The sequence below is a fragment of the Mucilaginibacter kameinonensis genome (genome assembly GCF_003675385.1).
Taxonomy (GTDB): Bacteria; Bacteroidota; Bacteroidia; order Sphingobacteriales; family Sphingobacteriaceae; genus Mucilaginibacter; species Mucilaginibacter kameinonensis.
In genome coordinates, this window is record NZ_RCWZ01000006.1 from 264596 (window position 1) to 291179 (window position 26584).

Sequence of the window (26584 nt, forward strand, 5' to 3'; positions counted from 1 at the left end):
AACACAAACCATGGAAACCAATCAAATTCATTATCGCAACATCAAAGCTAACGGCTTAAATATTTTTTATCGCGAAGCAGGACCTAAGGATGCTCCAACTATATTATTATTGCATGGCTACCCAACATCATCACACATGTTCAGGAACCTGATTCCAACTTTAGGTACAAAATACCATGTACTGGCTCCGGACCTGCCTGGTTTTGGTTTTACAGATATGCCTGATCATACCCAGTTCAAATATACTTTTGATAATTTGGCTAACACCATGCAAGCTTTTATTGACGAGCTTGGCCTTAAACGTTTTGCCATTTACATATTTGATTACGGCGCGCCTACCGGTTTGAGACTGGCTTTGGCTAATCCGGAAAAAATAACCGGTATCATTTCTCAAAATGGTAATGCCTATGAAGAAGGCCTGAGCAGCGGCTGGAACCCGATCCAAAAATACTGGCAGGATCCAAGCCAGGAAAACAGGGATGCCTTAAGGGATTTCGTAAAAGAAAAGATGACCAGGTTTCAATATTTTGAAGGTGTGTCCGATCCATCATTAATTGCTCCGGAAAGTTATATCCTCGATCAGCAAACTCTCGACCGCCCCGGAAATGTGGAAATCCAGCTTGATCTGATGCTTGATTATCGCACCAACGTAGCGTTATATCCTAAATTTCAGGCCTACTTTAGGGAACATAAACCAAAACTGTTAGCTGTTTGGGGTAATAAAGATCCGTTCTTTTTACCTGCAGGCGCCGAAGGTTATAAAAGAGATAATCCCAACGCAACAGTTAAGTTTTACAACACCGGCCACTTTGCTTTAGAAACACATGCCAAAGAAATAGGCCAGGATATACTGGAGTTTTTGAGCGGCTTGCCTAAGTAAGGGCAATAAGGTTTTAATGTATTAAATCAAAAGGAACATGTCTTTATCTTAAAGATATGCTCCTTTTTTGTTTTTATCGCATTTGTGTAAGCCTATCTATCTTACTTTGAATAATAGCGGTATCGGCAGGTGTTTTTATCAGTGTTAAGGCTTTTTCAAAGTTGAATTTTGCCTGTTTGTTATCAATGTTGGTGTACAGTTCGCCAAGAAGTGTATAGTAAAACTGGTTACCCGTAAGTTGAAGTTTTTCGGCTTCAATAATAGCCTCTCGGGGGCTATTAGCTTTGGCAAGCGCGAAGGTGCGGTTAAGTGCCGCCACCGGCGAGTAAGCTATTTGCAGCAGGCGGTTATAAAGCTGCAGTATGTTTTCCCATTTTTCTTTAGCGTCTGTTTTTTGAGTATGCCAATAAGCTATGCTGGCTTCAAGGTGATATTTTGATAGGCGGTTACCTGTAGTGGCCTGGTTTAAATACCAGGCGCCTTTGGCTACAAGATCCTGGTTCCAGAGGTTGGTGTCCTGATCGTCGTATAATATCAGTCCGCCGTTTTGGTCGGTACGTGCCTCAAACCGGGAAGCGTGAAAATACATGAGCGAAAGTAGGGCGTTAACCGACGGTTTTTTGGTGCTTTCGTTTTCAATAAGCATATGGCAAAGGCGCATGGCCTCAAAGCAGAGGTCTTTACGCAATACCTGGTTTTGACTTACCGAATAATAGCCCTCGCTAAACAACAGGTAAATGGTAGTTAATACATTTTCCAGGCGGTTATCCATCTCAGCCAAATTAGGCATTTCAATTTTTATGTTTTCGTTGCGGATTTTTTCCTTAGCCCTGAACAGGCGTTTATTAATGGTCTCTTTACTTGCCAGGAAAGCCTCGGCAACTTCATCAATCCCAAAACCGCAAAGGATCCGTAAAGAAAGCCCGATCTGGGCTTCGGGCTGTATAGCCGGGTGGCAGATGGCAAACATCATCTGTAGCTGGCTGTCGGTAATGTTTTTAGGGGATAGATCGATATCCTGCTCATAAGCATCATCGGTTTTTATTTCCGGAGATACCTTGCTTTCAAAAATGGTGTTACGCTGTAAATGGTTTTTTGCCTTGTTTTTAGCAACGTTATAAAGCCAGGCCGTTGGATTGGACGGAATACCCTTATAACTCCAGGCCTGCGCCGCGGTAAGGAAAGTATCGCTGGCTATATCCTCTGCGGTTTCCATCTGATCAAACCCAAAGCGGCGGCATAGCACCGATATTATTTTACTGTACTCTGTACGGAATAAATGTGGGATGAGTTCCTGGGTTTGCATTGGGATAGATAGTTAGCATCGCTAAAATATGTCATTGCGAGGAGGAACGACGTGGCAATCGCACGGAAGCACAGCCGCTCTGTATAGCATGCGGTTGCCACGCTTCACTCGCAATGACATGATTTTAATGTGGTTTATGATTAGAGATCTTTAATGCACACCGTCATTCTTGGCAATTTTCCGTACCTCAACCGTATTACCATCGCCCTGTAGTACCGGGCAGCCTTTGGCAAATTCAACAGCTTCTTCAACCGAACCTGCCTTTACGGTAATGAAGCCGCCTATGGTTTCTTTGATTTCGCCAAAGGGGCCATTGGTAACCACGCCGCCGTGCCCTACAATTTTAGCATCGGCAAAGGGCAGGCCGGTGCCGCTCACAAACTTATTTTGAGCAGCTATTCCGCCAATCCAATCCATAGTTTGTTTCATCCAGATCTGGATCTGTTCGGGAGAAGCTACCTTGTTGCCATCCTCGTGCCTGAAAATTAAAACGAATTCGTCCATCTTTTTAGATTTTAAAGGTTAATTAAATATATGAATTACACCTCTATATCAAACGAGAATGGGGGAATAGGACAAGGAGGGGAAATTTATTTTGTCTGAATCAGAATTTAGGAATAAGCTACTATAGCGCCTACATTAGCGCAAGTCTTGAGCTCGGGGAATGTGTGATGGACGACTTGTGCTTTCAGAATAGGCGATAAACATTATAATGGAATCGCAGACGGATTCTATTAATTCTTAAATTCTGTAAATTCTGATTCAGACAACTAAGCCATCGCAAACTCAGGCTTTACTTCGCTCAGGTGTTTGTTGTACCAGTTGGTGCTGTTGTATGGGGCGTTAATTTCGTAGATCTCCGGTTTTAGTTTCAGCAGGTTAATAATGTCCTGGCATGAGAAACGGTTACAAACCGGGTATAGTTCTTTGAACACACGCTCAATAAAGTAGAAATCTTCAGGGTGATCAAGCGCAAAACGGTGCGACATGGAATAATCCAGGCCGGTTTCCCAGGTTACGTTACCTATGTTGAAAATAAGCGGGTTTTCGTAAATGTATGGCGAGGTATGCTCCAGATCATACGGGCGACCGGCATTTTCCCAGGCTTGTTTCAAACAGGCCATGGTCATTACTTCTACGTCGTTACCATCGGGGTAGGTAGCGGGGTACAGGTTGCTCACATAATCAAACTTTTGCCTGTTGCTGAAAAAGTATTCCAACACTTTATCAATGATCCGCGGATCTATCAGCGGGCAATCGGCAGGGATTTTTACAACTACGTCGGCATTGAAAAATTTAGCTGCCTGATAATGCCTGTCCAGCAAATTGCTCAGGCTGCCACGGTAGCATGCAATGTTAAGGTTTTCGGCCTCCTGTGCAATAACATCATCTTCGCTACCCTCGGTGGTGGCAATTACGATACTGGCCTGATGTTGGATCATGCCTATGCGTTCCACCATACGGGCTAATAAACTTTTACCTGATATTGGCAGCATTACTTTGCCATATAAACGACTTGAAGCCATGCGGGCCGGCACTATAATCACTACGCGCTCATCCATCTTTTCCGGAAATTTGAGGTTTATTAAAAAAACATTAACAGGTTAAATGTATAACGGCAAGGTTTAAATATGGCGAAGTTTATATTATCAAATTGTTAACCTGATAGGTGATCTGCAAAAAATAAAACCCGGCACCAGGGCCGGGTTTTACGACATAGGTAAAGGTTTATTAATAATAGAAAACGTTGGTTTGAATACCTGCACTTAATTTTTTATCATCAGTAGCTGCGGCTATGCCCTGCAACCAAATGGTATATACCGAACCTGCGCGCAGGGTAACATTAGTAAGGCTGGCTAATACGGTAGTAGTACCTTTTTGACGAATGTTAAGGGTGTAAGTATTACTGCCTTTAATGGTTACAAAGTTTGAAACTTGTTTGTAAGCTTTGTTGGTTGCCAAAACGCTGTCTTTTGAAGTAACCAGATCAACAGCGCCCGCATCGGCACTTAAGTTGGCCAGGCGGATACTTGCCATGCCAGCTGCCGGCTGAACGATGGAATCGGCAACAAAAATTACGTCGCGTTTGCCTGTTGTATTGGCCAGGTATACCGAGTAAAGTTTTTTTGCTGTCAGATCGATGGTATCGGCTGCAACCTTTTGTTTGGTGCCCGAAACATAAAAGGTGGCCGTTCTTTTACCAGGATAAGCGTTAACGTAATCTATGCCGTGACCATACCGGATGGGGAAGTTATTGGCCCTGTTGGGTTCCAGGTAAAAATCAACCGGATCAGAATCTGGTGAGGCATTGATAACGGAAACGAGCGCCACTTCCGGCTGAACGTAATTGTTATGATCTTTTAAACACGAGCTGAGGGTTGCTGCCAGCAAACACACCATCCCGATAATGCCTGCCCGCCTTGTTAATTTTCGCTGAACTGTTTTCATAAACTAAAATATTGGTAGTAAACTGATATTTTAACTTTACGTAATCAGCAGGCATTACGCTACTTTGGGTTTAAAATTTTAACCCATAGGTGCTATTTAGCATAAATACGTTTGACCTTGGGTTTTAGTATGTAAACTACAGCGCTTTCAATTGTAAAAAAATAGCGGATAAATGTTATCCGCTATCACAATCATAAATGGAATTTAGATTATAGGGATGGTGCCGCCATCGATGGTAAATTCGCCTCCGTTTAAATATGCTGCCCGGTCTGATACCAGGAAAGCAACCAATTCGGCAACTTCTTCGGGCTCGGCCGGGCGCCCCATAGGGATACCTCCTAATGAATCCATAATGGTTTTAAGGGCGGCTTCCTTGTCGCCACCGTTTTGTGACGCAAGGTTATCAATCATGCCCTGCGCCCCGCCGGTGTTGATAAAGCCAGGAGCTACCGAGTTAACTCGCACGCCTTTTAGGGCAAGCTCTTTGGAGATACCCTTACTGTAATTGCTTAATGCAGCTTTGGCTGCGGCGTAAGGCAGGGTTGCTTCAAAAAGCGGCATTTTGCGCTGGATGGATGAAATATGCAGTATCACACCATGTTTTTGATTGAGCATGGTTGGCAGTAACCCTCTGTCTAACCGAACAGCTGCCAATAAATTAGTTTGAAGTGCGGCCTCCCAATCTTCATCGCTGAGCACCATAACTCCTCCTGCGGGTGATTCTGAGCCGCCAAGGTTGTTGATCAGAATATCGATGCCGCCCAAACGTTTAAGAGTTTCGCTGACCACTTTATCGGTACCTGCTCTTGTGCTCAGATCTGCCTGGATAAAATGTTCCGGACTGATATCAGCAGGCTGAGTACGGGCGGTGGTTACAATGCTGGCTCCGCCTTTGAGCAGTCGGTCAAAAATAGCTTTGCCCGCACCTTTGGTCCCGGCGGTAACTAATATTTTTTTGCCTTTAAACTCAATTGGGTCGATATTGAAATTTGCTTTTGCAATCATTTTTTGTCGATTTATGTTTATATGATAATGCAAAATTGATGAAGTATCAGGGGCGGGTCAAGTACGGAAAAATGATTCAATACGGATAAATTTATCCCTGTACTTACCGAAATTTGTAGTTTAAATAATACCGAAAGGGGGACTTGAAATGTACGAACGGAAATTACCTATACAGGAAGAATGCGGTCTTGACCTGATACGTGAAGTGGTGTTTGGCAAGTGGAAGATCCACCTGTTGTACTACATATCGCAAGGGATCAGCAGGCCCGGGCAACTACAAAAGAATATTCCCGAAGCCTCCCGCCGGGTTTTAAATATCCAGTTGAACCAATTGGAAGACGATGAGCTGGTAGCAAAAATGGTATACGATCAGCAGCCACCCAAAGTGGAGTATTACTTAACTGATTTGGGAAAATCAATAGTGCCTATCGTAAACGAGCTCGGACAATGGGGGGACAATAACAGCGAGCACCTACGCCGGGTGATAAAAAAGCGGTTAGTATTGCCAGAAGCTTAATAAATAAAAAGGCAGCTTAATAAACTTTCGACTGCCTTTTGTGGTGTGGCTATTACGTGGGGTGTTAAGTATAGTTTCTATCTATAGGTTTTATTTATCTAATTGTTCATCAATCAGGTGCTGTAGTTGATTTTTAAATTTATCATCGAGTTTGATGTTTTCATCAACAGGCCGATGGAGCATGTTCCTGATCATGCGGTTAATCGCGGCGCTCTGTTGCTGAAAGACTCTGCAAACACGGCAGCCAGCCAGATGGATCTTTAATTCCAGTTTCTCGCGAAGGGTGATTTCTCCTATATCCTGCTTCTCAATCAAATAAGTAGCCTTTTTGCAGTTATAGGCTATTTTAGTTAATTCATCCATATCATTTTGTTTAAATCCAGTTTTTTTGAAGACACTCTCTAAGGCTTAGTTTGGCACGGTGGATAATTACCCAAAAGTTTGAAGGGCTTATCCTCAAGTCGCTGCAAATAGTATCCGTAGGCTCATCATCCAGATGCTTCATGGTGAAAACTGAAAGCCATAACGAAGGCAGCTTTCTCAGGCACTTTTGCAGTATCAGTTCAAATTCTTTGCTTTCTAACAGATCTGTTTGTTCAATGCCAAATTCTGCGGGCCGGTGGTTGGGTTTCCAGTTATGCGCGTCCGGTTCAAAAAAATCGTCGGTTTCCTGTTCGGCAGATGTCATTCCTGGTACATTAACAAAGGCCGACGCTTTTTTGCGGTAAACGTCAATTATCTTATTTTTTAAAATAGCCGTAAGCCAGGTTCGTTCGGTGCTTTTTCCCTCAAACTTTTGAAGCCGTTCAAGACCTGCCAAAAAGGTTTCCTGCACCAGGTCACGCGCCAGTTCCTGGTCATTAATGCGGGTTAACGCGTATTTATAAAGATAATCGGCATGCCGGGTTACCCATAAACGGGGAGCGGCGCTGTTATCAAGCCCGATATTTGTGCTGTTTTGGCTCTGCATAAATCAATGTGGTGGTAATGGTTTGCGTAAAAATGTGTCGCTTATACTATCGTTTGATGCTTTGATTTGTGCGTCAGTCGGAGGAAAGGAAGAATCCTTACAAACTTTTTTATTTTTTTATCTGGGTAGGAAAAGCTGTAGCCGGTGAAGAATATCGACATCAGTTAAATGACAGAAATATTTTAGTAAACCTGTAAGGTTCTGCTCATATCTGCGACAAAAGGGGTATGAAAAAGATAAATCTGTTTATTATGCCATTGATGTTGTTTGCACTCAACGCTTGCAGTCAAAGCGCGCCGCATACCGAAAATGTTGTTGATACTAAAACGTACCCGCTTGCTAAACCGGCCAGCTACTGGAAACAGGTATTAACGCCCGAGGCTTATGAGATATTGGTAAATAAGGGAACGGAACAGCCGTATCATAACCCTTATTGGAACAACCATGAGAAAGGAATATACGTGAGCGCGGCCACCGGAAAACCGTTGTTCAGTTCGGACGCCAAATTTGAATCGGGCACAGGTTGGCCAAGTTTTTTTAAACCTCTCGATCCTAAAGCCATCAAAATTGTAAAAGATACATCATATGGGATGGTGCGTGAGGAGGTGGTTGAAGCCAGTACCGGTTTACACCTTGGCCATGTTTTTAATGATGGGCCCGCGCCTACAGGTAAACGCTATTGTATGGATTCATATGCGTTCAAGTTTGTTCCGGCTAAATAATTACAATTAAATAAAAAAATCATGTTGACAAAAAAGTTAAATATATGCCTGTTGGGCTTGCTGATATTATTTGGTTGCGCCAACGCCCAAACCAGTGAGAGTGGCTTTGCGAGCCTACCGACCCCAAAAGCAGGTGAAAAGGTTGCCACTTTTGCAGGTGGTTGTTTCTGGAGCCTTTCGGAAGGTTTGTATGAGTTAAAGGGCGTTAACAGGGTGGTGGCAGGATACTCTGGCGGTACAACAAAAAATCCGACTTATGAAGATGTTTGTGGTAAAAATACCGGTCACGCTGAATCTGTACAGGTATACTACAATCCTTCCGAAATAAGTTATGCCGCTTTGGCCGAGGCATTTTTTTACGCCCATGACCCAACAACGGTAAACAGACAAGGCCCGGATGTAGGTGATGATTATCGCTCATTAGCTTTTTACCGTACTCCCGAAGAAAAGAAAACGCTGGAGGACGTAATAGCTAAAGTTAATGCCGGTCACCATTATAATAGCCCTATTGTTACACAGGTTGTTCCGTTTAAAGTATTATACCCTGCCGAAAATTATCACCAGGGGTATTACAGGTTACATATGGATAATCCGTATATCACGCATGTATCTATGCCAAAGGTATTAAAGCTGCGCAAAGCAATGAACAGCTTGTTAAAGCCGGAGTTTCAGCATAAGGATCAAATTTAAGTGTGATTGTTGTATTTGGTTGCCCGGTTGTTCTTGTTGTTTATTTTGGGGCAACCGGCACCAAATAACTAATTGATTGTTAATCAATACTGAACATCTCATTTAATTCAGGTAAATAATAAATTACATCACCTCAAAAAAACAAACATGGTAAAATTTGCATTGCTGGCCAGGCTTGAAGCCAAACCAGGTAAAGAACAGGAAGTGGCCGATTTTATAACAAGTGCCCTCCCACTTGCGCAACAGGAAGTGGATACCGTAAGCTGGTATGCGTTAAAGATAGGTCCTTCAACCTTCGGTATTTTTGATACGTTTGAAGCAGAAGCAGGTCGCGAAGCACATTTAGGTGGCGAAATAGCCAAGGCGCTAATGGCAAAAGCACCGGAATTACTTGCCTCTGCTCCTGTAATAGAAAAGGTTGATTTGCTGGCAGTAAAATAAAGTCATTCTTTGGATTTCAATATTACAGAATAAGAAGGGCTTAAATAAAAAAGGTTCGGTGATTGCCGAACCTTTTTTATTTAAAGTGTTGTATGTTTAGATCTTTCCAAATAGCTCGGCAAGTTTATTTTCCAGGTCCTCGCCCCGCAGGTTTTTACCTATGATCTTTCCGTTAGGATCTAACAGGAAATTTTGAGGGATACCGCGTACGGCATAGAGGTCAGCTGCTTTACTGTCCCAGAATTTAAGATCGGATACATGGTTCCAGGTCAGGCCATCTTTATGGATAGCGGCAAGCCATTTATCTTTCGCATTTGGCCTGTCTAACGATACACCAAGAATGGTAAAGTTTTTGGCTTTGTAAGCGTTATATGCTTTTACTACGTTAGGGTTTTCACGACGGCATGGACCGCACCACGAAGCCCAGAAATCTATCAGCACATATTTTCCGCGGAATGATGACAGGCTAACCATTTTACCGGCGGTATCGGCTTCGGCAAATTCAGGGGCTGTGGCGCCTAATGCTACCGCTTTTAATTTAGGCAGGCGCTCTGCAAATTTCTTACCCGCTTCGGTTGCTTTAATAGCCGGGCTGAAGTTGTTAAATAATGGGGCAATATCAACGTAATCGGCACTGTATGCGTATGATTCAAGCGCGTTCAGGCTCACGTACGAGTCAGGGTTTTCCTGGATGAATTTTTTATTTACCAGGGCATCCTGATCATCTATTTTCTTTTCTTCTGCGTTTAAAGCAGCCAGTTGGTCTGGTGTAGCGGTTTTACGTTTGGTCGAAAGTGCTTCATAAGCATCGTTAATTGGTTTTTCGGCCAGGTTATATTTTTCGTTATCGTTATTGGTTTTGGTGCCTTCTATTTTCGCTTCGGCAATTTTATCAGTTGCGGTTACGGTAATGGTACCGGGCTCCAGGTAAAGCGAACGATAATCTTCTGAGCTGTGGAGGCCAGTACCTTTGGGGTTAAACAAAATGTAACCGCTTACAGGTGTTGTACCTGTTTTACCGGTAAATTTAAAGTTTCCGCTATTCAATACTGTGGAGTCAACAACTGTTTTGCCGTCCTTACGGTATTGTACATACACCTTCGCAGGGGCGTTATAGTCGCCAATTTTACCTTGCACGGTGTATTGGGCATCTTGAGCAAATGCTAAAGCAGGGGCGCTTGCAATTGCCGTTAAAGCTATTTTTTTAATTGAGGTCAAGTTCATATCGCAATATAATAAAATTAGCCGGCTATTAAATAACCGGCTAACTCAATGGTGAATTTGACATAATAATGAATGTAGCCATCAATTGGCTATGACACCCTATTAATTATATTTTCCAAACAGTTGCTCCAATTTGGCATCAAGGTCTTCGCCGCGCAGGTTTTTTGCAATGATCTTGCCTTGCGGATCTATCAGGTAGTTTTGAGGGATTGATGTTACTGAATACAAAGCAGCAGCCTGGTTATTCCAGAATTTAAGATCGGATAACTGTGTCCAATCCAATCCATCGCTTTTAATGGCTGCCAGCCACGCTGATTTGCCATCGGGCCTATCCAAAGAAACCCCAACTACAGTAAAATTCTTGTTTTTGAACCTTGCATAGTTGCGCGCTACATTAGGGTTTTCCTGGCGGCAAGGGCCACACCATGATGCCCAAAAATCAAGCAACACATATTTACCCCTGAAAGAGGATAGTTTAACCGGGTTGCCGTTAACATCGTTCTGGATAAAATCCGGAGCTTCAGAACCAATGGCCGTTACTTTTAAGGCTTCAAGCTGTGCTTTCATCATTTTACCGGCCTCGGTATCTCTGATATTTTGAGATAACGAATTGTATAATGGCTCAACTTCGCTTACATCCGGGGCCGGGCCACTTACCGAAGTTAGGGCAAGCAGGCTTAAGTAACTATTGGGGTTAGCCGAAATAAAGCTTTTCAATGTTGTTTTTTGCTCTGTTTGTAATGCTTTATACCTCGCCTGCATGGCACTTCTGAAAGCTGCCGATTTCTGCTGCTCGGGAGTAGCGGCTTTAGCTTCAGCCATGAGTTTTTCGCCTTTTTGGTTGATGGCTTTTAACTGTGCCTGTAGTTTTACGTTATCAATATTAAGTTGTGAGCCAGTGATCTGTGCTTTATCGATAGAATCTTTGCTGGCAATAGTGATCGTGCCTTTTTCCAGGAAAAAATCCAGATCATCCGCCGTTTTCGAAATAAGGCTACCGTTATCAGCATATTTATAATTAGCGTCGATGAATTTTTCGAGCGGTAAGCCTTTGTAGTTAACAGCTATGGTGGCATTAACTGGGTTGATAATAGTGCCGGTAAAGGAGAATGCCCCGTTAACCACATTGGTTGAATCGGTAACATTGTTGGCACCCAACTGGTATGATAAATATACTTTAGCGGGAGTGCTTACATTCCCTAATTTACCGTTAATAACAAAGGTGTCGTTAGTTTGCGCAAGTGCCGTTACCGGCAACATGGCAACTATGTAAAAAAATAATTTCTTCATCAAAATATATAAAAACTCTACGCTGCAAACGTTTGAGCATGGTTAAAATTGTGAATATCAGTTTAATTTTTGATAGGTGCGCCACCAGAGATCGGGCAATTCGCCGGACGTAGCGGTTTTATAATCGGCATAACTGCAGGGCACTAAATGAAAACGCTCATTAGGCGAGCCTGCCGAAGGATAGGGTACCTGCATCCACCAACGGTCGGATTTTTTACTTTTTACAAATACCACTTCCTGATCTTCATGAGTTAAACTGGTTTTATAAATCAGGTATTGCGATTTAGGGTTAAGCGGAAAATCGCGCTTGCGGTTATAAAAGCCATCAATAAAATACCAGATCATTTGAGCCAGCTGCCAGGCGGTTTGCCCGTTGCTATCATATGCCGGGTTAAACTCATAAAAACCTATCGAGGTAAGTTTATCATTAAAACCGGCGTAGCGGCAAAGCTGGCAGGCTTCTTCGCCATAAAAACCATTTGGTGTGGCATTGGCATTACCCATGGCATCGGCAGCCCGGATAGCGCCGATATCGAAACTTACCATACTGGCATTGCGGATGGCTGGTTCGGTAACAGCAACGTTGCCACTCAGTTCGCCAAGGCGGTGTACATCAAAATAAAGCTTATCCATTACCCGCAGGCTATCCTGGCTTACAAAATAGGTTTGATAGCCCAGGTTGCTGAAATTGAACAGATAATTAGGATCATGCAGGAATATTTTGTTAAGATAGGAAGCTGAGGTCGTTTCGATGCTTTCGCCGTGATTATCTTCATCAAGGTCAAAATGCGAATCGATCACCACCAGGTCAACCTTTTGCTCAAGCTCCTCATAGCCCAAATACTGGGCGTAGGTAATGTCCTGTCCGCCGCCTAAAATAACCGGGATGATATCTTTCTTGATCAGTTCGGCCACTACGGTTTTCACAGCAAAGTAAGTATCTGTTACTTTTTCGCCCGCACGGATATTACCCAGATCGGCAATCTTTACCGAGTAGCCGCCCTCGTTTAACTGGTAAAGTTTTTCGCGGATATAGTCGGGTCCAAGCGAGCAGCCGGGATTACCAACCGCGTTGCGATCATCCATAACACCGATGATAGCTATATCTGTTTTCTCTTCCAGGTCGGGAAAATCGACAGAGTAATGCACAATTTTATCGCCAAGCTGGCTGGTATAGTAGCCCTTTTTAGGAGCTATCTTTTTAAGATCAATCGGCGTAAAAAAATCAGCTAATGACATAATTTTTAGATGTGCAAATTTTTAGATGTGCAGATTTCAGATGTGCAAATGTGATTATAAATGTGCGGATTTCAAATGTGCACATGTGCAAATGATTTGCGGATATTTTAGATTACGTTTTATTGTCTTGTAAAGGAGTTCATATCAGAGATGTGCGCATCAAAAAATAATCTGCACATTTGCACATCTGAAATCTGCACATTTAAAGGAATGATCTTAATAACAGGCGCAACCGGTTTTCTTGGGGCCGAACTGGCTAAACTTTTGGTAATTACCACCGGCCAACGGATCCGCTGCACTAAAAGGGCGAGCTCAACCGTGCCCAAATTGCTGTTGCCTTACCAGGAAAATATTGATTGGGTTGATGCCGATATGATGGATATTTTTGCACTGGGCGAAGCGCTTGATGGCATTACGCAGGTTTATCATTGTGCTGCCTGGGTATCATTAAAACAGGCTGATAAAGAGCCGATGATCAGCACCAATGTTACCGGAACCGCCAACCTGGTTAACCTTTGCATTGAGCATGGCATAAGGTTGGTACACGTAAGTTCGGTAGCTGCTGTTGGCACTGCCAAACCCGGCGAACTGATCACCGAAAATCATCACCTGGAGCAATCAACAGAGAATGACGGCTATGCTATATCCAAATTGGAAAGTGAGATGGAAGTTTGGCGAGGTATTGCTGAGGGCTTGGACGCTGTTATTGTTAATCCATCTATTATTATAGGAGCAAGCGCCGGTACTCAGGGGAGCGGCGCATTATTCAACACCGTACGCAAAGGGCTAAAATTTTATACCTCAGGCACCATCGGTTTTGTTGATGTTGAGGATGTTGCCAAAAGCATGGTTGGATTAATGAATAGCGGCATCTCGGCCGAACGCTATATTATTAGTGCCGAAAATCGTGATTATAAAGGGATGGTTACCGAGATAGCTGACGGCTTTGGTATCAAGCCGCCGGCTATATATGCAAAACCCTGGATGATGGAACTGGTCTGGCGCTTGGCGGCTGTTGGAGCTGCTTTAACAGGTGGTGTTCCTGCTATAGATAAAACATCGGCTCAAACGGCTTCGTTAACCCGCGAGTTTGATAATTCAAAAATTAAGAAAGCCATAGGTTTTGAATTTAAACCCATCAGCAATACGGTTAAGGAAATTTGTGAGGCGTTAAAATAGTCTGTATTAACGGTTGACAGGAGGCACCTACGGAGCCTGCTGTTTGGATTTTTTTTCTATAAACACGATACTCCTACGGAGTTTTGAGAAATAATATTGACACTCCGTAGGAGTATCGTGTTTATAGTTTAGATTACAAAATCAAGTCAGACTCCGCAGGTGTCTCCTGATATTAAAGCGATTTTTCCTATTTTAATAAAGAATAGTAGGATATCTAAATTTAAACTACAAACTCTCTATACTTCCTCAGCAAATTTTTTTGCACCTTTGCACGCAAGATGGAGCAGTACTTTATTATTGATTTCGACAGTACCTTTACACAGGTTGAGGCCCTTGACGAACTGGCCCGTATATCTCTCAAAAATCGCCCCGACCGCGAGGATATCTACAAACAGATTGAAGATTTAACCAATGCCTCGATGGAAGGTAAGTTATCCTTTACCGAAAGTTTAGAGCGCAGGGTGAAATTGCTTAACGCCAATCGCGATCATTTAAAGCAGCTGATCAGCCACCTTAAAAAGAAGGTTTCTACTTCGTTTTCTCGTAATACCATCTTCTTTAAAAACCACCAGGACGAGGTTTTGATTGTATCCGGCGGGTTTAAAGAGTTTATTACCCCGGTAGTTACCGAGTATCATATTAAAAAAGAAAACATCTACGCCAACACGTTTGAGTTTGACGAAGAAGGTAATATCATAGGTTATGACCGTGAAAATCCGCTTTCGCAGGAAGGTGGTAAAGTAAAGCTGTTGAAAGAGCTGCAATTGCCCGGCGATATCTACGGCATTGGTGATGGTTATTCTGATTTCCAGTTAAAGGAATCAGGCATGATCAAAAAGTTCTTCGCTTTTACTGAAAACATCGAACGTAAATCAGTAGCCGAAAAAGCCGACCATGTTACTCCAAGCTTTGACGAATTCCTTTACCTTAATAAACTGCCACGTGCTATTTCGTACCCTAAAAACCGCATTAAATGTTTGGTTGTAGGTAATGTTGATGAAGATGCTTTAGACCAGCTTAAAAAGGAAGGCTACAACATGCGCCACCGCGAAAGTGTTGAAGAAAAATACCTTGAAGAAGCCGGTGTATTGTTTTGCGATGAAGAACATCAGCCAAGTGCCGAGCAGGTTCAAAATGCAGGTAGGTTAAAAGTGATCGGTGTGTTCGGTAAATGCAACCGTAAACTGGCCGATGCCGCTGCCGAGAGTGGGATCATCATATTTGACGATCCAAGGCATAACCCGCACAGCAACGATTTTCTACCAAAAAGGGTAATGGCTTTCATGAACGAGGGTAAAACGCATACCAGTTGCAATTTTCCTGATCTGCAGCCACCGCGTGTTAACAATGCCCACCGTTTAATTCACATCCATAAAAACGTACCTGGTATCCTGGCTAAGATCAACGACGTTTTTGCCCGCCATAATATTAATATTGTGGGCGAATTTTTGGTTACTAACCCCCAGATAGGTTATGTAATTACCGACGTTAATACAGGCTATGATACCGAAGTGTTGAATGAGTTAAAAGCGATTGAACATACCATTAAGTTCAGGCTTTTATATTAATCTTTGGCTTCAATATAAGGTATAACCATTACGGGGATCAATGATTTATTGATTACCTGTTCAGCAACGTTGCCTAAAAAGAATTTATCGATCCCGGTACGGCGGTGCGTGCCTAAAACTATCAGGTCGGCATTAAATTCCTGGCTGCATTCAATAATGCCTTCGGCTGTTGAACCGTATTCGGTGAAGTGAACTATTTCCAATCCTTCGCCCCACTCTTTCGACGCATGGTTTAGCAACGCAGCTGATCGTTCGGCTTGTATGGTTGCTAATTCTACGTCGGGCAGGCTTAAATTAGGATCAAAAGGCGTACCGAGCAGGCCATCCTGGGTGTCAACAGGCATTACAATGGGTTCAACTATATGTACCAGACCAACCTCGGCGCCGTAGGTATGTGCTATGTCAAAACCGTAGGCTGCTGCATGACGTGAGAATTCGCTTTCATCAATGCCGATGAGTATCTTCCTGATCTTCATAATAATATTATAAGGTTTGTATCCATATAACAACCTAATACAGATATGTTTTAGCCGGATACTATTTTATTACCTTTGAAGCATGCATTTTTCACCCGAAATTGAAGACCGCTTAAACCGCCTGCAGGAAAAATATGAAGCCATGGGCCAGGATATGAATTCATATCTCGATGGTTTACTTTATGCCGATTTTTTAACCTACTGGGATTACATCCACCTGGATACCCTGCTTAGTTTACAAAATCCTAAAACCCCATTTCCCGACGAGGAAATTTTTATTATTTATCATCAGATCACGGAGCTGTATTTTAAACTTGCCCTGCATGAGTGCAGACAAATAGCCGAAGTCAGCCCCCTGACCGCCGAGTTTTTTACGGCGCGGTTAAAAAGGATCAACCGGTATTTTGGTGCGTTAACCCATTCGTTCGAAATTATGGTTGATGGGATGGAGAAAGAGCAGTTCCTGAAATTCAGGATGTCATTACTGCCTGCGAGTGGTTTTCAGTCGGGGCAGTACCGCATGATTGAGATCTACGCGACCGATTTTATAAACCTGGTGGCAAAAGATAAACGTGAAGAACTACAGCTCGCGACTATCGAAGAGCAATTTGAGTACCTGTACTGGAAGTTTGGAGCTACCGAACTATCTACCGGAAAAAAAACATTGACACTTAAACAGTTCGAAAAAAAATATTCAAAAACTTTTATTGAGCTGGGGAAAGCGGCTGTTTCGCATAATTTTAATACGCTGGCCAAGCAGTTTGAAGCATCCTCAGAACTTACCCCCGAGCTACGGACCGAATTGCGCCAATTGGATATCAACGTAAATGTGAACTGGCCATTGTCGCATTATAAATCGGCGGTGCGTTACCTTAACCGCGAACCGGAAGATATTAAGGCAACCGGCGGCACCAACTGGCAAAAATACCTGCCCCCGCGTTTTCAGAAACGGATCTTTTATCCCTGGGTGTGGAGCGAAGAGGAAAAAGATAACTGGGGCAAAGCCTGGGTTGATGATGTGCTGAGTGGCATTTGAGCTTTGCGATCATATTGTCAAAATGATATTTTTATGTGTGATAATCACCAATTACACGCTTAATTTTTTGGCATAGGCCATAAAAATGCCTAACTTGCCATTTTCTATAATTTATTAATTTATAATGCCATGACCGAGACATTGGACATCAAGATCAGCAGGACAACTGCTTCCCGTTTGCAGCAAACGGACTTCGACAACTTACCTTTTGGAAAAACTTTTTCTGACCACATGTTTGTGGCCGATTACGCGGACGGTGAATGGAAAAATCTCTCGGTCATTCCCTACGGCGAAATTGGTCTAAGCCCTGCAATTTCAGCACTTCATTACGGACAAGCGTTTTTTGAAGGCCTGAAAGCCTATAAACATGCCGATGGAAAAATTACTGTTTTCCGTCCGGATAAAAATGCTATCCGTTTTAACAAATCGGCCGAGCGCCTTTGTATGCCAACTTTGCCTGAGGAAATCTTTTTGCAAAGTATAGCTACCCTGGTTGATCTTGACCGCGACTGGGTGCCTTCACAGCCAAACCATGCTTTATATATACGCCCGTTCATGTTCGCTACCGATCCGTATTTGGGTGTGACTCCATCTTCAACTTATAAATATATGGTATTGGTTGGCCCGGTTGGTCCGTACTTTTCAAAACCATTGCGTGTTAAAATCGAAACACACTATACCCGCGCTGCTGAAGGTGGTATGGGCTATGCTAAAGCTGCCGGTAACTACGGAAGCTCTATGCTGCCTGCCCGTAAAGCAACCGAAGAAGGTTTTGATCAATTGATCTGGACTGACGCTAAAGAGCACAAGTTTATTGAAGAAATGGGCGCGGCTAACGCTATGTTCCTGTTAGATGGTAAACTGATCACTGCCGAAGCTAAAGACACTATTTTGGATGGCGTAACTCGCGACACCGTTATTGCCTTAGCTAAAGAATGGGGTATCCCGGTTGAAGAACGCAAAATTTCTGTAGCTGAAATTGTTGAAGGTGCAAAAAATGGTAAGTTAACTGATGCCTTTGGCGCCGGTACCGCCGCTACCATTGCCCCTGTTGCCTCAATCAGCTATGAAGGTCAGGAATACTTCCTGAGCGATCCAAAAACCCGCGAGTTTTCGAACAAGGTATTTAATACGCTTGATGCTATTAAATATGGTACCGCTCCTGATACCCACGGTTGGAACTATTTGGTTAGTGAATAATTACAGCAAACATAAAACACAAAACGCCCCGGATTTTCCGGGGCGTTTTGTGTTTATATACGATTTCAGGCTACAATTTCAGACTTACGAAGTTTTCGAAACTTCGTAAGTCTTTCGCCTAAAATCCTATCGAATTTCCTCCGTCAACCTGCAAAATAACTCCAGTCACATATTTGGCGCTATCGGTAGCTAAGTAATAAACAGCTTCGGCTACATCGGCTGGTTCGCCTAATTTGCCCATAGGAGTGCGGTTCATTACTTTTTGCATGCGGGCGGGATCGTTATTTAACGCCTTGGCCGACATATCGGTAGCAATAAAACCCGGGGCAATACAATTAACCCGGATGCCTTGTGGTGAAAGCTCGGTAGCCATAGCCCGGGTCATCCCTTCAATAGCGGTTTTTGAAGCGCTGTAGGCGATAACATAGGGGATGCCATATTGCGCCGCCATCGAACTGATATTAACAATACTCCCACTGCCGGCCTTTAACATGCTTTTTATTACTTCGCGGCTTATTGCAAACACCGATATGAGGTTGGTTTGGATCACTTTTGAAAATTCTTCATCTGTTACTTCGGCGAAAGCTTTTTTATGATTGATACCGGCATTGTTAACCAGGATGTTGGGTATGCCATATTCAGCTTCAATTTCGGCAACCAATTGCGGAATACCGGATGTATCACTCAAATCATATTGCCTGTAGTGACAGAGTTCGCCGAATTGTTTCACCGTCGAGGCCAGTTTTGCCTCATCCCGGCCGATAATTATAGTCTTGATGCCTTGTTCGGTAAATTTTTTGGTGATAGCCAGCCCAAGGCCCGACGCGCCTCCTGTAACAATGGCAAGTTTTGTTTTTGAGTTCATGTTTTTTAATGATGTTTTCAGGGTCGATTCATTTATCCCTTCGGCTTCGATAAGCGTAAGCTTTAAGTTTATTAGGTGGCTAAATGTAGAAAATATTACTTATTAACCCGGTTGTAAATAATTGATTAATCAATGTTTTATAGCTTAATATTTATCAATGGTCGCCCGGAATAGTCAACGAATTATCACCCGGTAACTGTTGTTTATGTTGACAATGATTTTTATATTGCAATCGATTGCGGTCGAGATTGCTTTTTATAAACCAAACAAAGCAAAGTAGAATATTTTTCTGTTTTGCGCGTGTATTTCATCAGATTATAATGCGTTTGCTATAAATTATATTCATGCTTATAAAGTTGAATTAACAATGTCATGGGTAAATATTCATTAAAGTACTTGTGCGTGCTGATGTTGCTTTTGCTCAAAACGGGCAGCAGTGCTTTTGCTGATAATGGCTATAAACTATGGCTTGAATATAATAAGGTAGGTAACCCTCAACTGGCAGTAGCTTACAGGCAGCAATTGAGCTACGTGATCTTCCCCGCTGCATCTGACCGGCTGAAAGCGGCAAAATCTGAGCTGTTAACCGGACTGGATGAAATGTTGACATTGAAACCTGTCGATGCAAAAAGCATCATCAACGGGCAAACTATCATAATAGGTACACCACAATTATTAAAATCTTTTTCGATAGCCGTTCCGGATAGTATCGGCGGTGAAGGATATCTGATCAAAACAACACTTATCGGCCAAAAGAAATGTATCCTCATTGCTGCTAACTCAGATGTTGGGGTTATTTACGGCGTTTTCAACTTTTTGAAACTTATCCAGATAAATCAATCGATAAGCAAACTGAATATTTCAGACCATCCTCGTATGATGTACCGGGTATTGGATCATTGGGATAACCTGAACCGTACCGTAGAGCGGGGATACGCCGGTTCATCCATCTGGAACTGGCATAAATTACCTGGCGTAATTGATCAACGGTATATTGATTATGCACGAGCCAATGCTTCGGTAGGTATCAATGGTTCCGTAGTTAATAATGTAAATGCCGATGCGCTGATCCTTTCGCCTCAATATTTATTGAAGGTACAGGCGTTGGCCAATGTTTTCAGAACATATGGTATCAAAATCTACCTGTCGGTTAAATTTAGTAGTCCGGTAGAGCTGGGTGGTTTGAAAACTGCCGATCCACTTGATCCTGCTGTGAAAAAATGGTGGACAGATAAGGCCGATGAGATCTATAGCTACATTCCTGATTTTGGCGGTTTTTTGGTGAAGGCCAACTCCGAAGGCCAGCCCGGCCCGCAAAGCTACGGCCGCACTCATGCTGATGGCGCCAATATGCTGGCCGACGCCCTTGCACCTCATCATGGTATAGTGATGTGGCGGGCTTTTGTCTATGACAATAAAGTTCCGGACGACCGCTTCAAGCAGGCCTATAATGAATTTAAACCACTGGATGGTAAGTTTAAGGATAACGTGATAGTGCAGGTTAAAAACGGGCCAATAGATTTTCAGCCGCGGGAACCTTTTCATCCTTTATTTGGTGCGATGCCTAATACCCCGCTCATGATGGAATTTCAGTTAACACAGGAATATCTCGGTTTTTCAACACACCTGGTTTATGAGGCGCCGCTATTTGCCGAATGTCTGCAATCAGATACCTATACGCGTGGCAAAGGATCAACCGTTGCGCGGATAATCAGAGGCGATTTCAACAAAAAACTAATCACCGGGATGGCAGGCGTGGCCAATATTGGCGCTGATTTAAACTGGTGCGGCCATCCGTTCGCGCAAGCTAACTGGTATGCCTTCGGTAGGACGGCCTGGAACTCGGATCAATCTCCGGCTGTGATTGCTGATGATTGGCTTCGGATGACTTTTACCGATGATGAAAACTTTGTATCACCAGTGAAAAAGTTCATGCTACAATCAAGGGAGAATACAGTGAATTATATGGCCCCGTTGGGTTTGCACCATATCATGGGCGTATCAACACATTATGGTCCAGGCCCATGGGTTGATAATGCCGGCAGGCCGGATTGGAACGCAACTTATTATCATAAGGCCGATTCGGCGGGGATTGGTTTTGATCGTACCGCTACAGGTAGCAATGCTTTAACGCAATATGCCCCTGAAGTTAAAGCGCGTTGGGAAAGCCTGCAAACCTGTCCGGACGAATACCTGCTCTGGTTTCACCATTTAAGCTGGACCTACAAAATGTCTTCGGGCAGATCATTATGGGATGAGTTGGTTTACCACTATTATGCCGGAGCTGAATCCGTTAAACAAATGAGTCGCACATGGGAAAAAATGGAGGGTAAGATAGATGCCGAACGTTTTAGTGAAGTAAAACAACTGATGCAGGTGCAGCTGAACGAGGCAATAACCTGGCGCGATGCCTGTGTTTTATATTTTCAAACGTTTTCAAAAATGCCAATCGAGACAACATATCCAAAGTCGCAACACCCGCTTGATTATTACAGGAACACGAAATTTTACTATGTACCGGGTATCGGCGGCAACAATTATATGACCAATTAATCATCAACATAAACCAAACGTAAATGAGCAAGCAATTTACTATAGCCAGGTTAACCATTATGTGTTTAGCACCGTTCTGCATTTTGAGCGCATGCAATTCATCAACCAAAAAAACAGCTGATACAACCGACAGTACAAAAACAGATACTGCTAAAAAAGTAAAGTATCTGTCGCAGCCGCTCATCAGTTCCATTTATACTGCCGACCCATCGGCGCATGTGTTTAACGGTAAAATTTATATCTATCCATCGCATGATATCAACGCAGGAATCCCCGAAAATGACAACGGCGACCATTTTGCCATGAAGGATTATCATATCCTGTCGATGGATAGTGTTGGTGGTAAGGTGACCGATAATGGTGTAGCACTTGATATCAAAGATATACCATGGGCAGGCCGGCAACTTTGGGCTCCCGATGCAGCTTATAAAAAGGGTACCTATTACCTGTATTTCCCGGTAAAAGATAAAAAGGATGTTTTCCATATTGGCGTGGCTACCTCGGCAAACCCGGCAGGGCCGTTCAAAGCTGAACCTGAACCCATAGCCGGAAGCTATAGTATTGACCCCGCTGTGTTTACCGATACGGATGGCAAAACTTATATGTATTTCGGCGGTATCTGGGGCGGTCAGCTTCAACGTTGGATCAACGGTAAGTATGACGCCAATGGATCAAAGACAGATTCAAAACAGGAGGATGCGCCGGCTATAAGTTGCAAGGTGGCGCTGCTTAAACCTGATATGAAAACCTTTGACGGCACAGTAAAGGACGCTGTAATTTTAGATAGTCTTGGCAAACCACTGTTAACCAAAGACCATGACCGTCGTTTTTTTGAGGGCTCGTGGATGCATAAATATAATGGTAAGTACTATTTCACCTACTCAACAGGCGATACGCATTTGCTTTGCTACGCGATAGGCGATAGTCCGCTGGGGCCGTTTACATACAAGGGGGTATTCATGAAACCGGTACAGGGCTGGACAACTCATCATTCCATCGTTGAAATAAAAGACAAATGGTATATATTTTACCATGATACCCAGTTATCAGGCAAAACACATTTGCGCAATGTGAAGGTTACAGAGCTGCAGCATAATGCCGATGGAAGCATTAAATTGATTGATCCGTTTTTGTAAGCTATAAGCTAAGATTAATATTAAAAGGCCCTCTACAAAAGAGAGCCTTTTAATATTAATAAGATGAGGTCTATAAGTTCTGCTATCTCATTTAAGTTCTTTACCTAATTGATTTACCTGTTTTAGCCATTTTTCCCTTTTTTGATCGGTTGATTTTCTGATAAATCCAAAAGTGGAGAAGCGGATTGGATCGAACCCAACATAACCAAATACAATGTCTTTAAGGATTTGGTATTGCGATGCCCGGTAAATCAGGTAAAACCACCATTTGGGTGTATCCATGGTAACCATCAGCCGCATACTTTTCCCCTTCAGCAGTTTTTCAGGGAATATTTTACCTGATTGGTGTTTAAAAGCAAAGCCTGGCAAAAATAACCTGTCTATAAAACCTTTAGTAATGGCAGGCATAAAGCCCCACCAGTTTGGATAAACAAATACCACGTGATTTGCCCAGGTAAACATTTCTTGCGCGGCCAAAAGATCATCTTCCATATACTCGCCGGTTTTATAACCTTCGGCAAGGTTTACATCAAATTTTAACCTGGATATATAAAGTACCTTACAATTGGCGCCGGCACTTTCCGCCCCTCTTTGATAGGCATTGAGCAGCGCGTTACAAAATGAATTTTCTGAAGGGTGCCCGAGGATGAGTAGTATATTCTTTTTCATTGCAGTATCTTGTTGATTGACAATGCAAATCTGCTAAGGAAATAGGAGGGCAACCTGACACATATGTGCCAAAAAACTATTGGTGCGCTAATTTCTGACGAATACGGGTAAGGGACTGCCGCTCGATGCCCAGGTAACTGCAAAGATGAGATAAGGAGACACGGTTAAATAAGCTTTTCTTGTTCCGGCTGAAATCAAGATAACGTTCTTCAGAAGTTTGGAAGATGAAACTCTCTATGCGGGCTTGTTGTCGTTTTAATACTTCTTCTGCAATTAAGCGGCCATAGCGCTCAAATTGGGGAGATTGCCGGTAGATCCATTGCAGATCGTCAAACGAAAGGCAAACAAAAGTGGCAGGTTCCAGGCACTGGATAGAGTACCGGCTGGGTTGCCGGGCTATGAACGAATGATAATGTGTGGCATAGTCGCTTTCGGCATAAAAGCCAACTGTACGCTCGTTGCCCTCATCGTCAATATAAAAAGAACGGACTAAGCCGTTGGCGATAAATCCCAAAGCTTTTTGGATTTTCCCGGTTTCCAGGAAAAATTCTTTCTTTTTTAGCTCTTTAATGGTGAGTTTCGAAACAAACAGCGCAAATTCATCATCGGTTAATTCCGGGCAAATAGCCTTGACCGATTCCAGATATATGTTTACTGCTGCTACCATTATTGTTTATTTTTTTCATATCATCCACCAATCATTTTAAAGATAGCAAAAGCTGATTGCTGATAAAAATAAACCTCATGTTTTGCACTTGCCCGTAGTTTACCTTCTTCATATTGGCTTTTCTTTTAGCAACATAAATAGAAATTACTATGCATGCATAATAATTATTATCATTGCAAAAAAATTTAACCGGCTCAATCTCATGCAAGTTTTACATAAACAATGGCTACAAATTTCGCGCCTTTTGCGTGGCGAGTACGTTGTTAACGCGGTACGTTGCACAAGCGTGATAGTTGCGCCGGTAATTGTTTTTGCTAATATTGGACTAATTATAACCGGAATTTATATGGGCCTTGGCACGTTGCTGGTGTCGCTCACTGATTTGCCTGGTCCACGTGTAAATAGATTGAGGTTTTTAATCCTGGGTAGTCTTACACTTGGGTTAGTCGCCTTCATTACAGCCGTTGCACAGCCTTCGCCCTGGTTGATTGCATTATTGATGATCAGTTTTTGTTTTGGTTTTTCAATGCTGGCCGCCTATGGCGGCAACCTCAATGCAATTGGCTCGTTGGCACTCATTATGATGGTTTTTGCAATAGGCCTTAGGCCGGTAGATCCTTTTTCATTTGCATTGCCGGTTATATCCGGGGGCATTTGGTATACCGCTTGCACAGGTATCGACACATACTTTTTTCCTCACAGGAGCATAAACAACGCACTAAGTGAGTGTATGATTGCGATGTCGCATTTTTTGAGAAAGAAGGCCGAATTTTACAATGGTGATATTCCATTAGCAGATGCCTATAAGGATATTATTCCCGGGCACTTATCCGTATGTGAAAAGCAGGAGAGCCTCAGGACAATATTGTTGTCAAAAACTACCGTTTTCAATAAAGACTACCGGTCGGGGAAACTGATCAGACTTACCGCGGAAGTAATAGATCTGTATGAACAAATATTAGCCATTCATTACGACTATGAATTTGTACGTAAGACCCTTCAGGAACTGGATATACTGGAGCAGATAAAGCGGATGATCGAGGATGTTGCAGATCAACTGTACCTGACAGGAATTTCATTGCACGTGGCCGGAAAGAAGAGATATCAAATACCCATTGCCAGCAATAATGCCGTTTTAACCCAACTAAAACAAGTTGCCCAAATGGGTGACGCTAATACGGCAGATCTGATTAATGCGATCTGTAAAAACATTGAGCAAATTTGTAACAAGCTTACATTAATTAATACTTTGGCCGTAGCAGAAAGTGGCTCGTCAGAAGAAATCGATAGCACGGACGCTATCCGTTTTTCAAGCATCCCGAGGATAGATTTTTCAATACTAAAGCAACACCTCAGTTACCATTCGCCAATTTTTCGTTTCGCATTGCGATTGACAGTCTTATGTATGGTGGCGTACATTTTGATGTTATTCGTGCTGCCGGGTAAATATTCGTACTGGCTATTGCTCACAATTGTGATCATTGCCCGGCCAGGCTTTAGTGTAACCAAGCGTAGGAACGTACAACGAATAGCTGGTAGTTTAGCAGGCATTTTTATTGCATATGGTTTGCTTAATCTGAGGCTTCCTATTCATGCCCAATTTTTACTGATCGCAGCTTTTCTTGCCGGATATATAGGTTTCCTGTATGTTAACTATTTGGTAAGCGTAATTTTCATAACCATTGTCGCAATTATTGGTCTGCATCTTCTGGGAGGTAATAACCATTCATTGCTGATACAAAGAAGTTATACTGTTTTGTTGGGCGGAGGAATGGCTCTTGTTGCTGCTTTTCTGTTTCCGTCGTGGGAAACTAACAGAATAAGGAATTTGATAAAGAACGCGCTGGCCTCGAATATTAATTTATTGGAAGACTTGGTGAGTTTGACTAAGCTTCAATCTGTAAATTTGATTGAATATAAATTAAAGAGGAAACAGGTTTTTGTAGATACGGCAAATCTTTATAAGTCGTTCGAGCATCTCCGGAATGAACCTCCCTCAACCGGATTTGATTTGGACTTGCTTTACCGATTTCAGGTGTTTAATCATGAATTGTATGCTTCGACATCATCATTGTTTCATTCGCAACTTAACGAGGACCAATTTCAAAATAACCCGGATATTATTAAATCGCTGGAATTTTCGTTAAGCTATTTAAAGAAGGGATTGTCTGTAATTTCCGGAACTGCAGAAGTATCAGCCATATCTGACAAGGAGCCGCATATGGATTCCTATTGTTTCGATGATCATTTTGATGTGCCTAAGCAATTGGAAGTGATAACTATCCGGGCGCCTCAGGTTTATGATCAAACCAAAATGATGAATGCTTTCTGGATGCGAGGTATATCGAAATAGTATGCCGGATGGGGTATAGCTTAACTTTTTCTCCTTGAGGAATAGCGAGTTAAAGAAAGTGCAGGGCGAATAGTCAGAAATAATTTGGAGGTGGGTAAAAAGTGACTACCTTTGCAGCCCGCAAACGAGGAAGCGGGGTTTGTTCTTTAA

The 26584-nt window shown here is 42.8% G+C and carries 26 protein-coding genes; 12 read left to right on the forward strand and 14 right to left on the reverse strand.

The genetic code is table 11. The features are described from left to right. Positions 1-10 precede the first annotated feature (10 nt). On the forward strand, positions 11-880 hold the full coding sequence (locus EAH55_RS28325; RefSeq protein WP_121812641.1) for an alpha/beta fold hydrolase: 870 nt from the start codon (positions 11-13) through the stop codon (positions 878-880). Positions 881-953: 73 nt separating this feature from the next. Here the strand turns inward: EAH55_RS28325 and EAH55_RS28330 are convergent, their stop codons facing one another. From EAH55_RS28330 to EAH55_RS28350, 5 genes are all read right to left on the reverse strand, one after another. After that, complete coding sequence (locus tag EAH55_RS28330; protein ID WP_121812642.1) at positions 954-2186, reverse strand: RNA polymerase sigma factor; 1233 nt, start codon at positions 2184-2186, stop codon at positions 954-956. Between the two features lie 150 nt (positions 2187-2336). Continuing rightward, complete coding sequence (locus EAH55_RS28335) at positions 2337-2690, reverse strand: YciI family protein (protein WP_121812643.1); 354 nt, start codon at positions 2688-2690, stop codon at positions 2337-2339. 266 nt (positions 2691-2956) lie between these two features. Continuing rightward, the gene (locus tag EAH55_RS28340; protein WP_121812644.1) at positions 2957-3748 is read right to left on the reverse strand and encodes a cytidylyltransferase domain-containing protein; all 792 of its coding nucleotides are present in this window, start codon (positions 3746-3748) and stop codon (positions 2957-2959) included. A 169-nt stretch (positions 3749-3917) separates the two neighbouring features. After that, positions 3918-4634 (reverse strand): DUF4397 domain-containing protein, encoded by a 717-nt coding sequence (locus EAH55_RS28345; protein WP_121812645.1) that lies wholly within the window; start codon positions 4632-4634, stop codon positions 3918-3920. 204 nt (positions 4635-4838) lie between these two features. Next, positions 4839-5639: an SDR family oxidoreductase gene (locus tag EAH55_RS28350; protein ID WP_121812646.1), complete on the reverse strand. Its 801-nt coding sequence runs from the start codon at positions 5637-5639 to the stop codon at positions 4839-4841. Between the two features lie 148 nt (positions 5640-5787). Between EAH55_RS28350 and EAH55_RS28355 the strand changes: the two genes are divergently transcribed. Further along, positions 5788-6156: a winged helix-turn-helix transcriptional regulator gene (locus EAH55_RS28355; protein WP_121812647.1), complete on the forward strand. Its 369-nt coding sequence runs from the start codon at positions 5788-5790 to the stop codon at positions 6154-6156. Between the two features lie 90 nt (positions 6157-6246). On the opposite strand, the gene EAH55_RS28360 is transcribed toward EAH55_RS28355, so the two are convergent. Beyond that, positions 6247-6519 carry a hypothetical protein gene (locus EAH55_RS28360; protein ID WP_121812648.1) on the reverse strand — a complete coding sequence of 91 codons (273 nt, stop codon included), beginning with the start codon at positions 6517-6519 and terminating at the stop codon, positions 6247-6249. Positions 6520-6529: 10 nt separating this feature from the next. Then, a complete protein-coding gene (locus EAH55_RS28365; protein WP_121812649.1) occupies positions 6530-7126 on the reverse strand; it encodes a sigma-70 family RNA polymerase sigma factor in 597 nt (198 codons plus the stop codon). 227 nt (positions 7127-7353) lie between these two features. Between EAH55_RS28365 and msrB the strand changes: the two genes are divergently transcribed. The 3 genes from msrB to EAH55_RS28380 all read left to right on the forward strand — a co-directional run bounded on the left by msrB (position 7354) and on the right by EAH55_RS28380 (position 8979). Then, positions 7354-7848: a peptide-methionine (R)-S-oxide reductase MsrB gene (gene msrB, locus EAH55_RS28370; RefSeq protein ID WP_121812650.1), complete on the forward strand. Its 495-nt coding sequence runs from the start codon at positions 7354-7356 to the stop codon at positions 7846-7848. Between the two features lie 21 nt (positions 7849-7869). Continuing rightward, positions 7870-8538, forward strand: a complete 669-nt coding sequence (gene msrA, locus EAH55_RS28375) for a peptide-methionine (S)-S-oxide reductase MsrA (RefSeq protein WP_121812651.1) — start codon at positions 7870-7872, stop codon at positions 8536-8538. Between the two features lie 147 nt (positions 8539-8685). After that, positions 8686-8979, forward strand: coding sequence for a putative quinol monooxygenase (locus EAH55_RS28380; RefSeq protein WP_114941638.1), 294 nt, complete (start codon positions 8686-8688; stop codon positions 8977-8979). Between the two features lie 96 nt (positions 8980-9075). Here EAH55_RS28380 and EAH55_RS28385 read toward each other — a convergent pair whose 3' ends face one another. From EAH55_RS28385 to EAH55_RS28395, 3 genes are all read right to left on the reverse strand, one after another. Beyond that, on the reverse strand, positions 9076-10203 hold the full coding sequence (locus EAH55_RS28385; RefSeq protein ID WP_121812652.1) for a TlpA disulfide reductase family protein: 1128 nt from the start codon (positions 10201-10203) through the stop codon (positions 9076-9078). A 102-nt stretch (positions 10204-10305) separates the two neighbouring features. Beyond that, positions 10306-11493 carry a TlpA disulfide reductase family protein gene (locus EAH55_RS28390; RefSeq protein WP_121812653.1) on the reverse strand — a complete coding sequence of 396 codons (1188 nt, stop codon included), beginning with the start codon at positions 11491-11493 and terminating at the stop codon, positions 10306-10308. Positions 11494-11550: 57 nt separating this feature from the next. Beyond that, positions 11551-12732 carry a formimidoylglutamase gene (locus tag EAH55_RS28395; protein ID WP_112568574.1) on the reverse strand — a complete coding sequence of 394 codons (1182 nt, stop codon included), beginning with the start codon at positions 12730-12732 and terminating at the stop codon, positions 11551-11553. Positions 12733-12942: 210 nt separating this feature from the next. Between EAH55_RS28395 and EAH55_RS28400 the strand changes: the two genes are divergently transcribed. Together EAH55_RS28400 and EAH55_RS28405 are read left to right on the forward strand one after the other, a co-directional pair. Beyond that, positions 12943-13911, forward strand: a complete 969-nt coding sequence (locus EAH55_RS28400; protein ID WP_121812654.1) for an NAD-dependent epimerase/dehydratase family protein — start codon at positions 12943-12945, stop codon at positions 13909-13911. Positions 13912-14189: 278 nt separating this feature from the next. Then, positions 14190-15479, forward strand: coding sequence for an HAD-IB family phosphatase (locus tag EAH55_RS28405; protein ID WP_121812655.1), 1290 nt, complete (start codon positions 14190-14192; stop codon positions 15477-15479). Here the strand turns inward: EAH55_RS28405 and EAH55_RS28410 are convergent. Then, positions 15476-15955 carry a universal stress protein gene (locus EAH55_RS28410; protein WP_121812656.1) on the reverse strand — a complete coding sequence of 160 codons (480 nt, stop codon included), beginning with the start codon at positions 15953-15955 and terminating at the stop codon, positions 15476-15478. The two genes, EAH55_RS28405 and EAH55_RS28410, sit on opposite strands and share 4 nt — an antisense overlap. A gap of 82 nt (positions 15956-16037) precedes the next feature. On the opposite strand from EAH55_RS28410, the gene EAH55_RS28415 reads away from it, so the two are divergent. Together EAH55_RS28415 and EAH55_RS28420 are read left to right on the forward strand one after the other, a co-directional pair. Further along, the gene (locus tag EAH55_RS28415) at positions 16038-16991 is read left to right on the forward strand and encodes a tryptophan 2,3-dioxygenase family protein (protein WP_121812657.1); all 954 of its coding nucleotides are present in this window, start codon (positions 16038-16040) and stop codon (positions 16989-16991) included. A gap of 129 nt (positions 16992-17120) precedes the next feature. After that, the gene (locus EAH55_RS28420) at positions 17121-18191 is read left to right on the forward strand and encodes a branched-chain amino acid aminotransferase (RefSeq protein ID WP_121812658.1); all 1071 of its coding nucleotides are present in this window, start codon (positions 17121-17123) and stop codon (positions 18189-18191) included. Positions 18192-18309: 118 nt separating this feature from the next. On the opposite strand, the gene EAH55_RS28425 is transcribed toward EAH55_RS28420, so the two are convergent. Beyond that, the gene (locus tag EAH55_RS28425) at positions 18310-19056 is read right to left on the reverse strand and encodes an SDR family NAD(P)-dependent oxidoreductase (RefSeq protein WP_121812659.1); all 747 of its coding nucleotides are present in this window, start codon (positions 19054-19056) and stop codon (positions 18310-18312) included. Between the two features lie 372 nt (positions 19057-19428). Between EAH55_RS28425 and EAH55_RS28430 the strand changes: the two genes are divergently transcribed. Both EAH55_RS28430 and EAH55_RS28435 read left to right on the forward strand, forming a co-directional pair. Beyond that, a complete protein-coding gene (locus tag EAH55_RS28430; RefSeq protein WP_244228399.1) occupies positions 19429-21609 on the forward strand; it encodes an alpha-glucuronidase family glycosyl hydrolase in 2181 nt (726 codons plus the stop codon). A 23-nt stretch (positions 21610-21632) separates the two neighbouring features. Continuing rightward, the gene (locus EAH55_RS28435; protein WP_121812660.1) at positions 21633-22745 is read left to right on the forward strand and encodes a glycoside hydrolase family 43 protein; all 1113 of its coding nucleotides are present in this window, start codon (positions 21633-21635) and stop codon (positions 22743-22745) included. An 87-nt stretch (positions 22746-22832) separates the two neighbouring features. On the opposite strand, the gene EAH55_RS28440 is transcribed toward EAH55_RS28435, so the two are convergent. Continuing rightward, a complete protein-coding gene (locus tag EAH55_RS28440) occupies positions 22833-23414 on the reverse strand; it encodes an NAD(P)H-dependent oxidoreductase (RefSeq protein ID WP_121812661.1) in 582 nt (193 codons plus the stop codon). Between the two features lie 76 nt (positions 23415-23490). Continuing rightward, on the reverse strand, positions 23491-24081 hold the full coding sequence (locus EAH55_RS28445; protein ID WP_121812662.1) for a Crp/Fnr family transcriptional regulator: 591 nt from the start codon (positions 24079-24081) through the stop codon (positions 23491-23493). A gap of 202 nt (positions 24082-24283) precedes the next feature. On the opposite strand from EAH55_RS28445, the gene EAH55_RS28450 reads away from it, so the two are divergent. Next, positions 24284-26434, forward strand: coding sequence for an FUSC family protein (locus tag EAH55_RS28450; RefSeq protein ID WP_121812663.1), 2151 nt, complete (start codon positions 24284-24286; stop codon positions 26432-26434). Positions 26435-26584 lie beyond the last annotated feature (150 nt).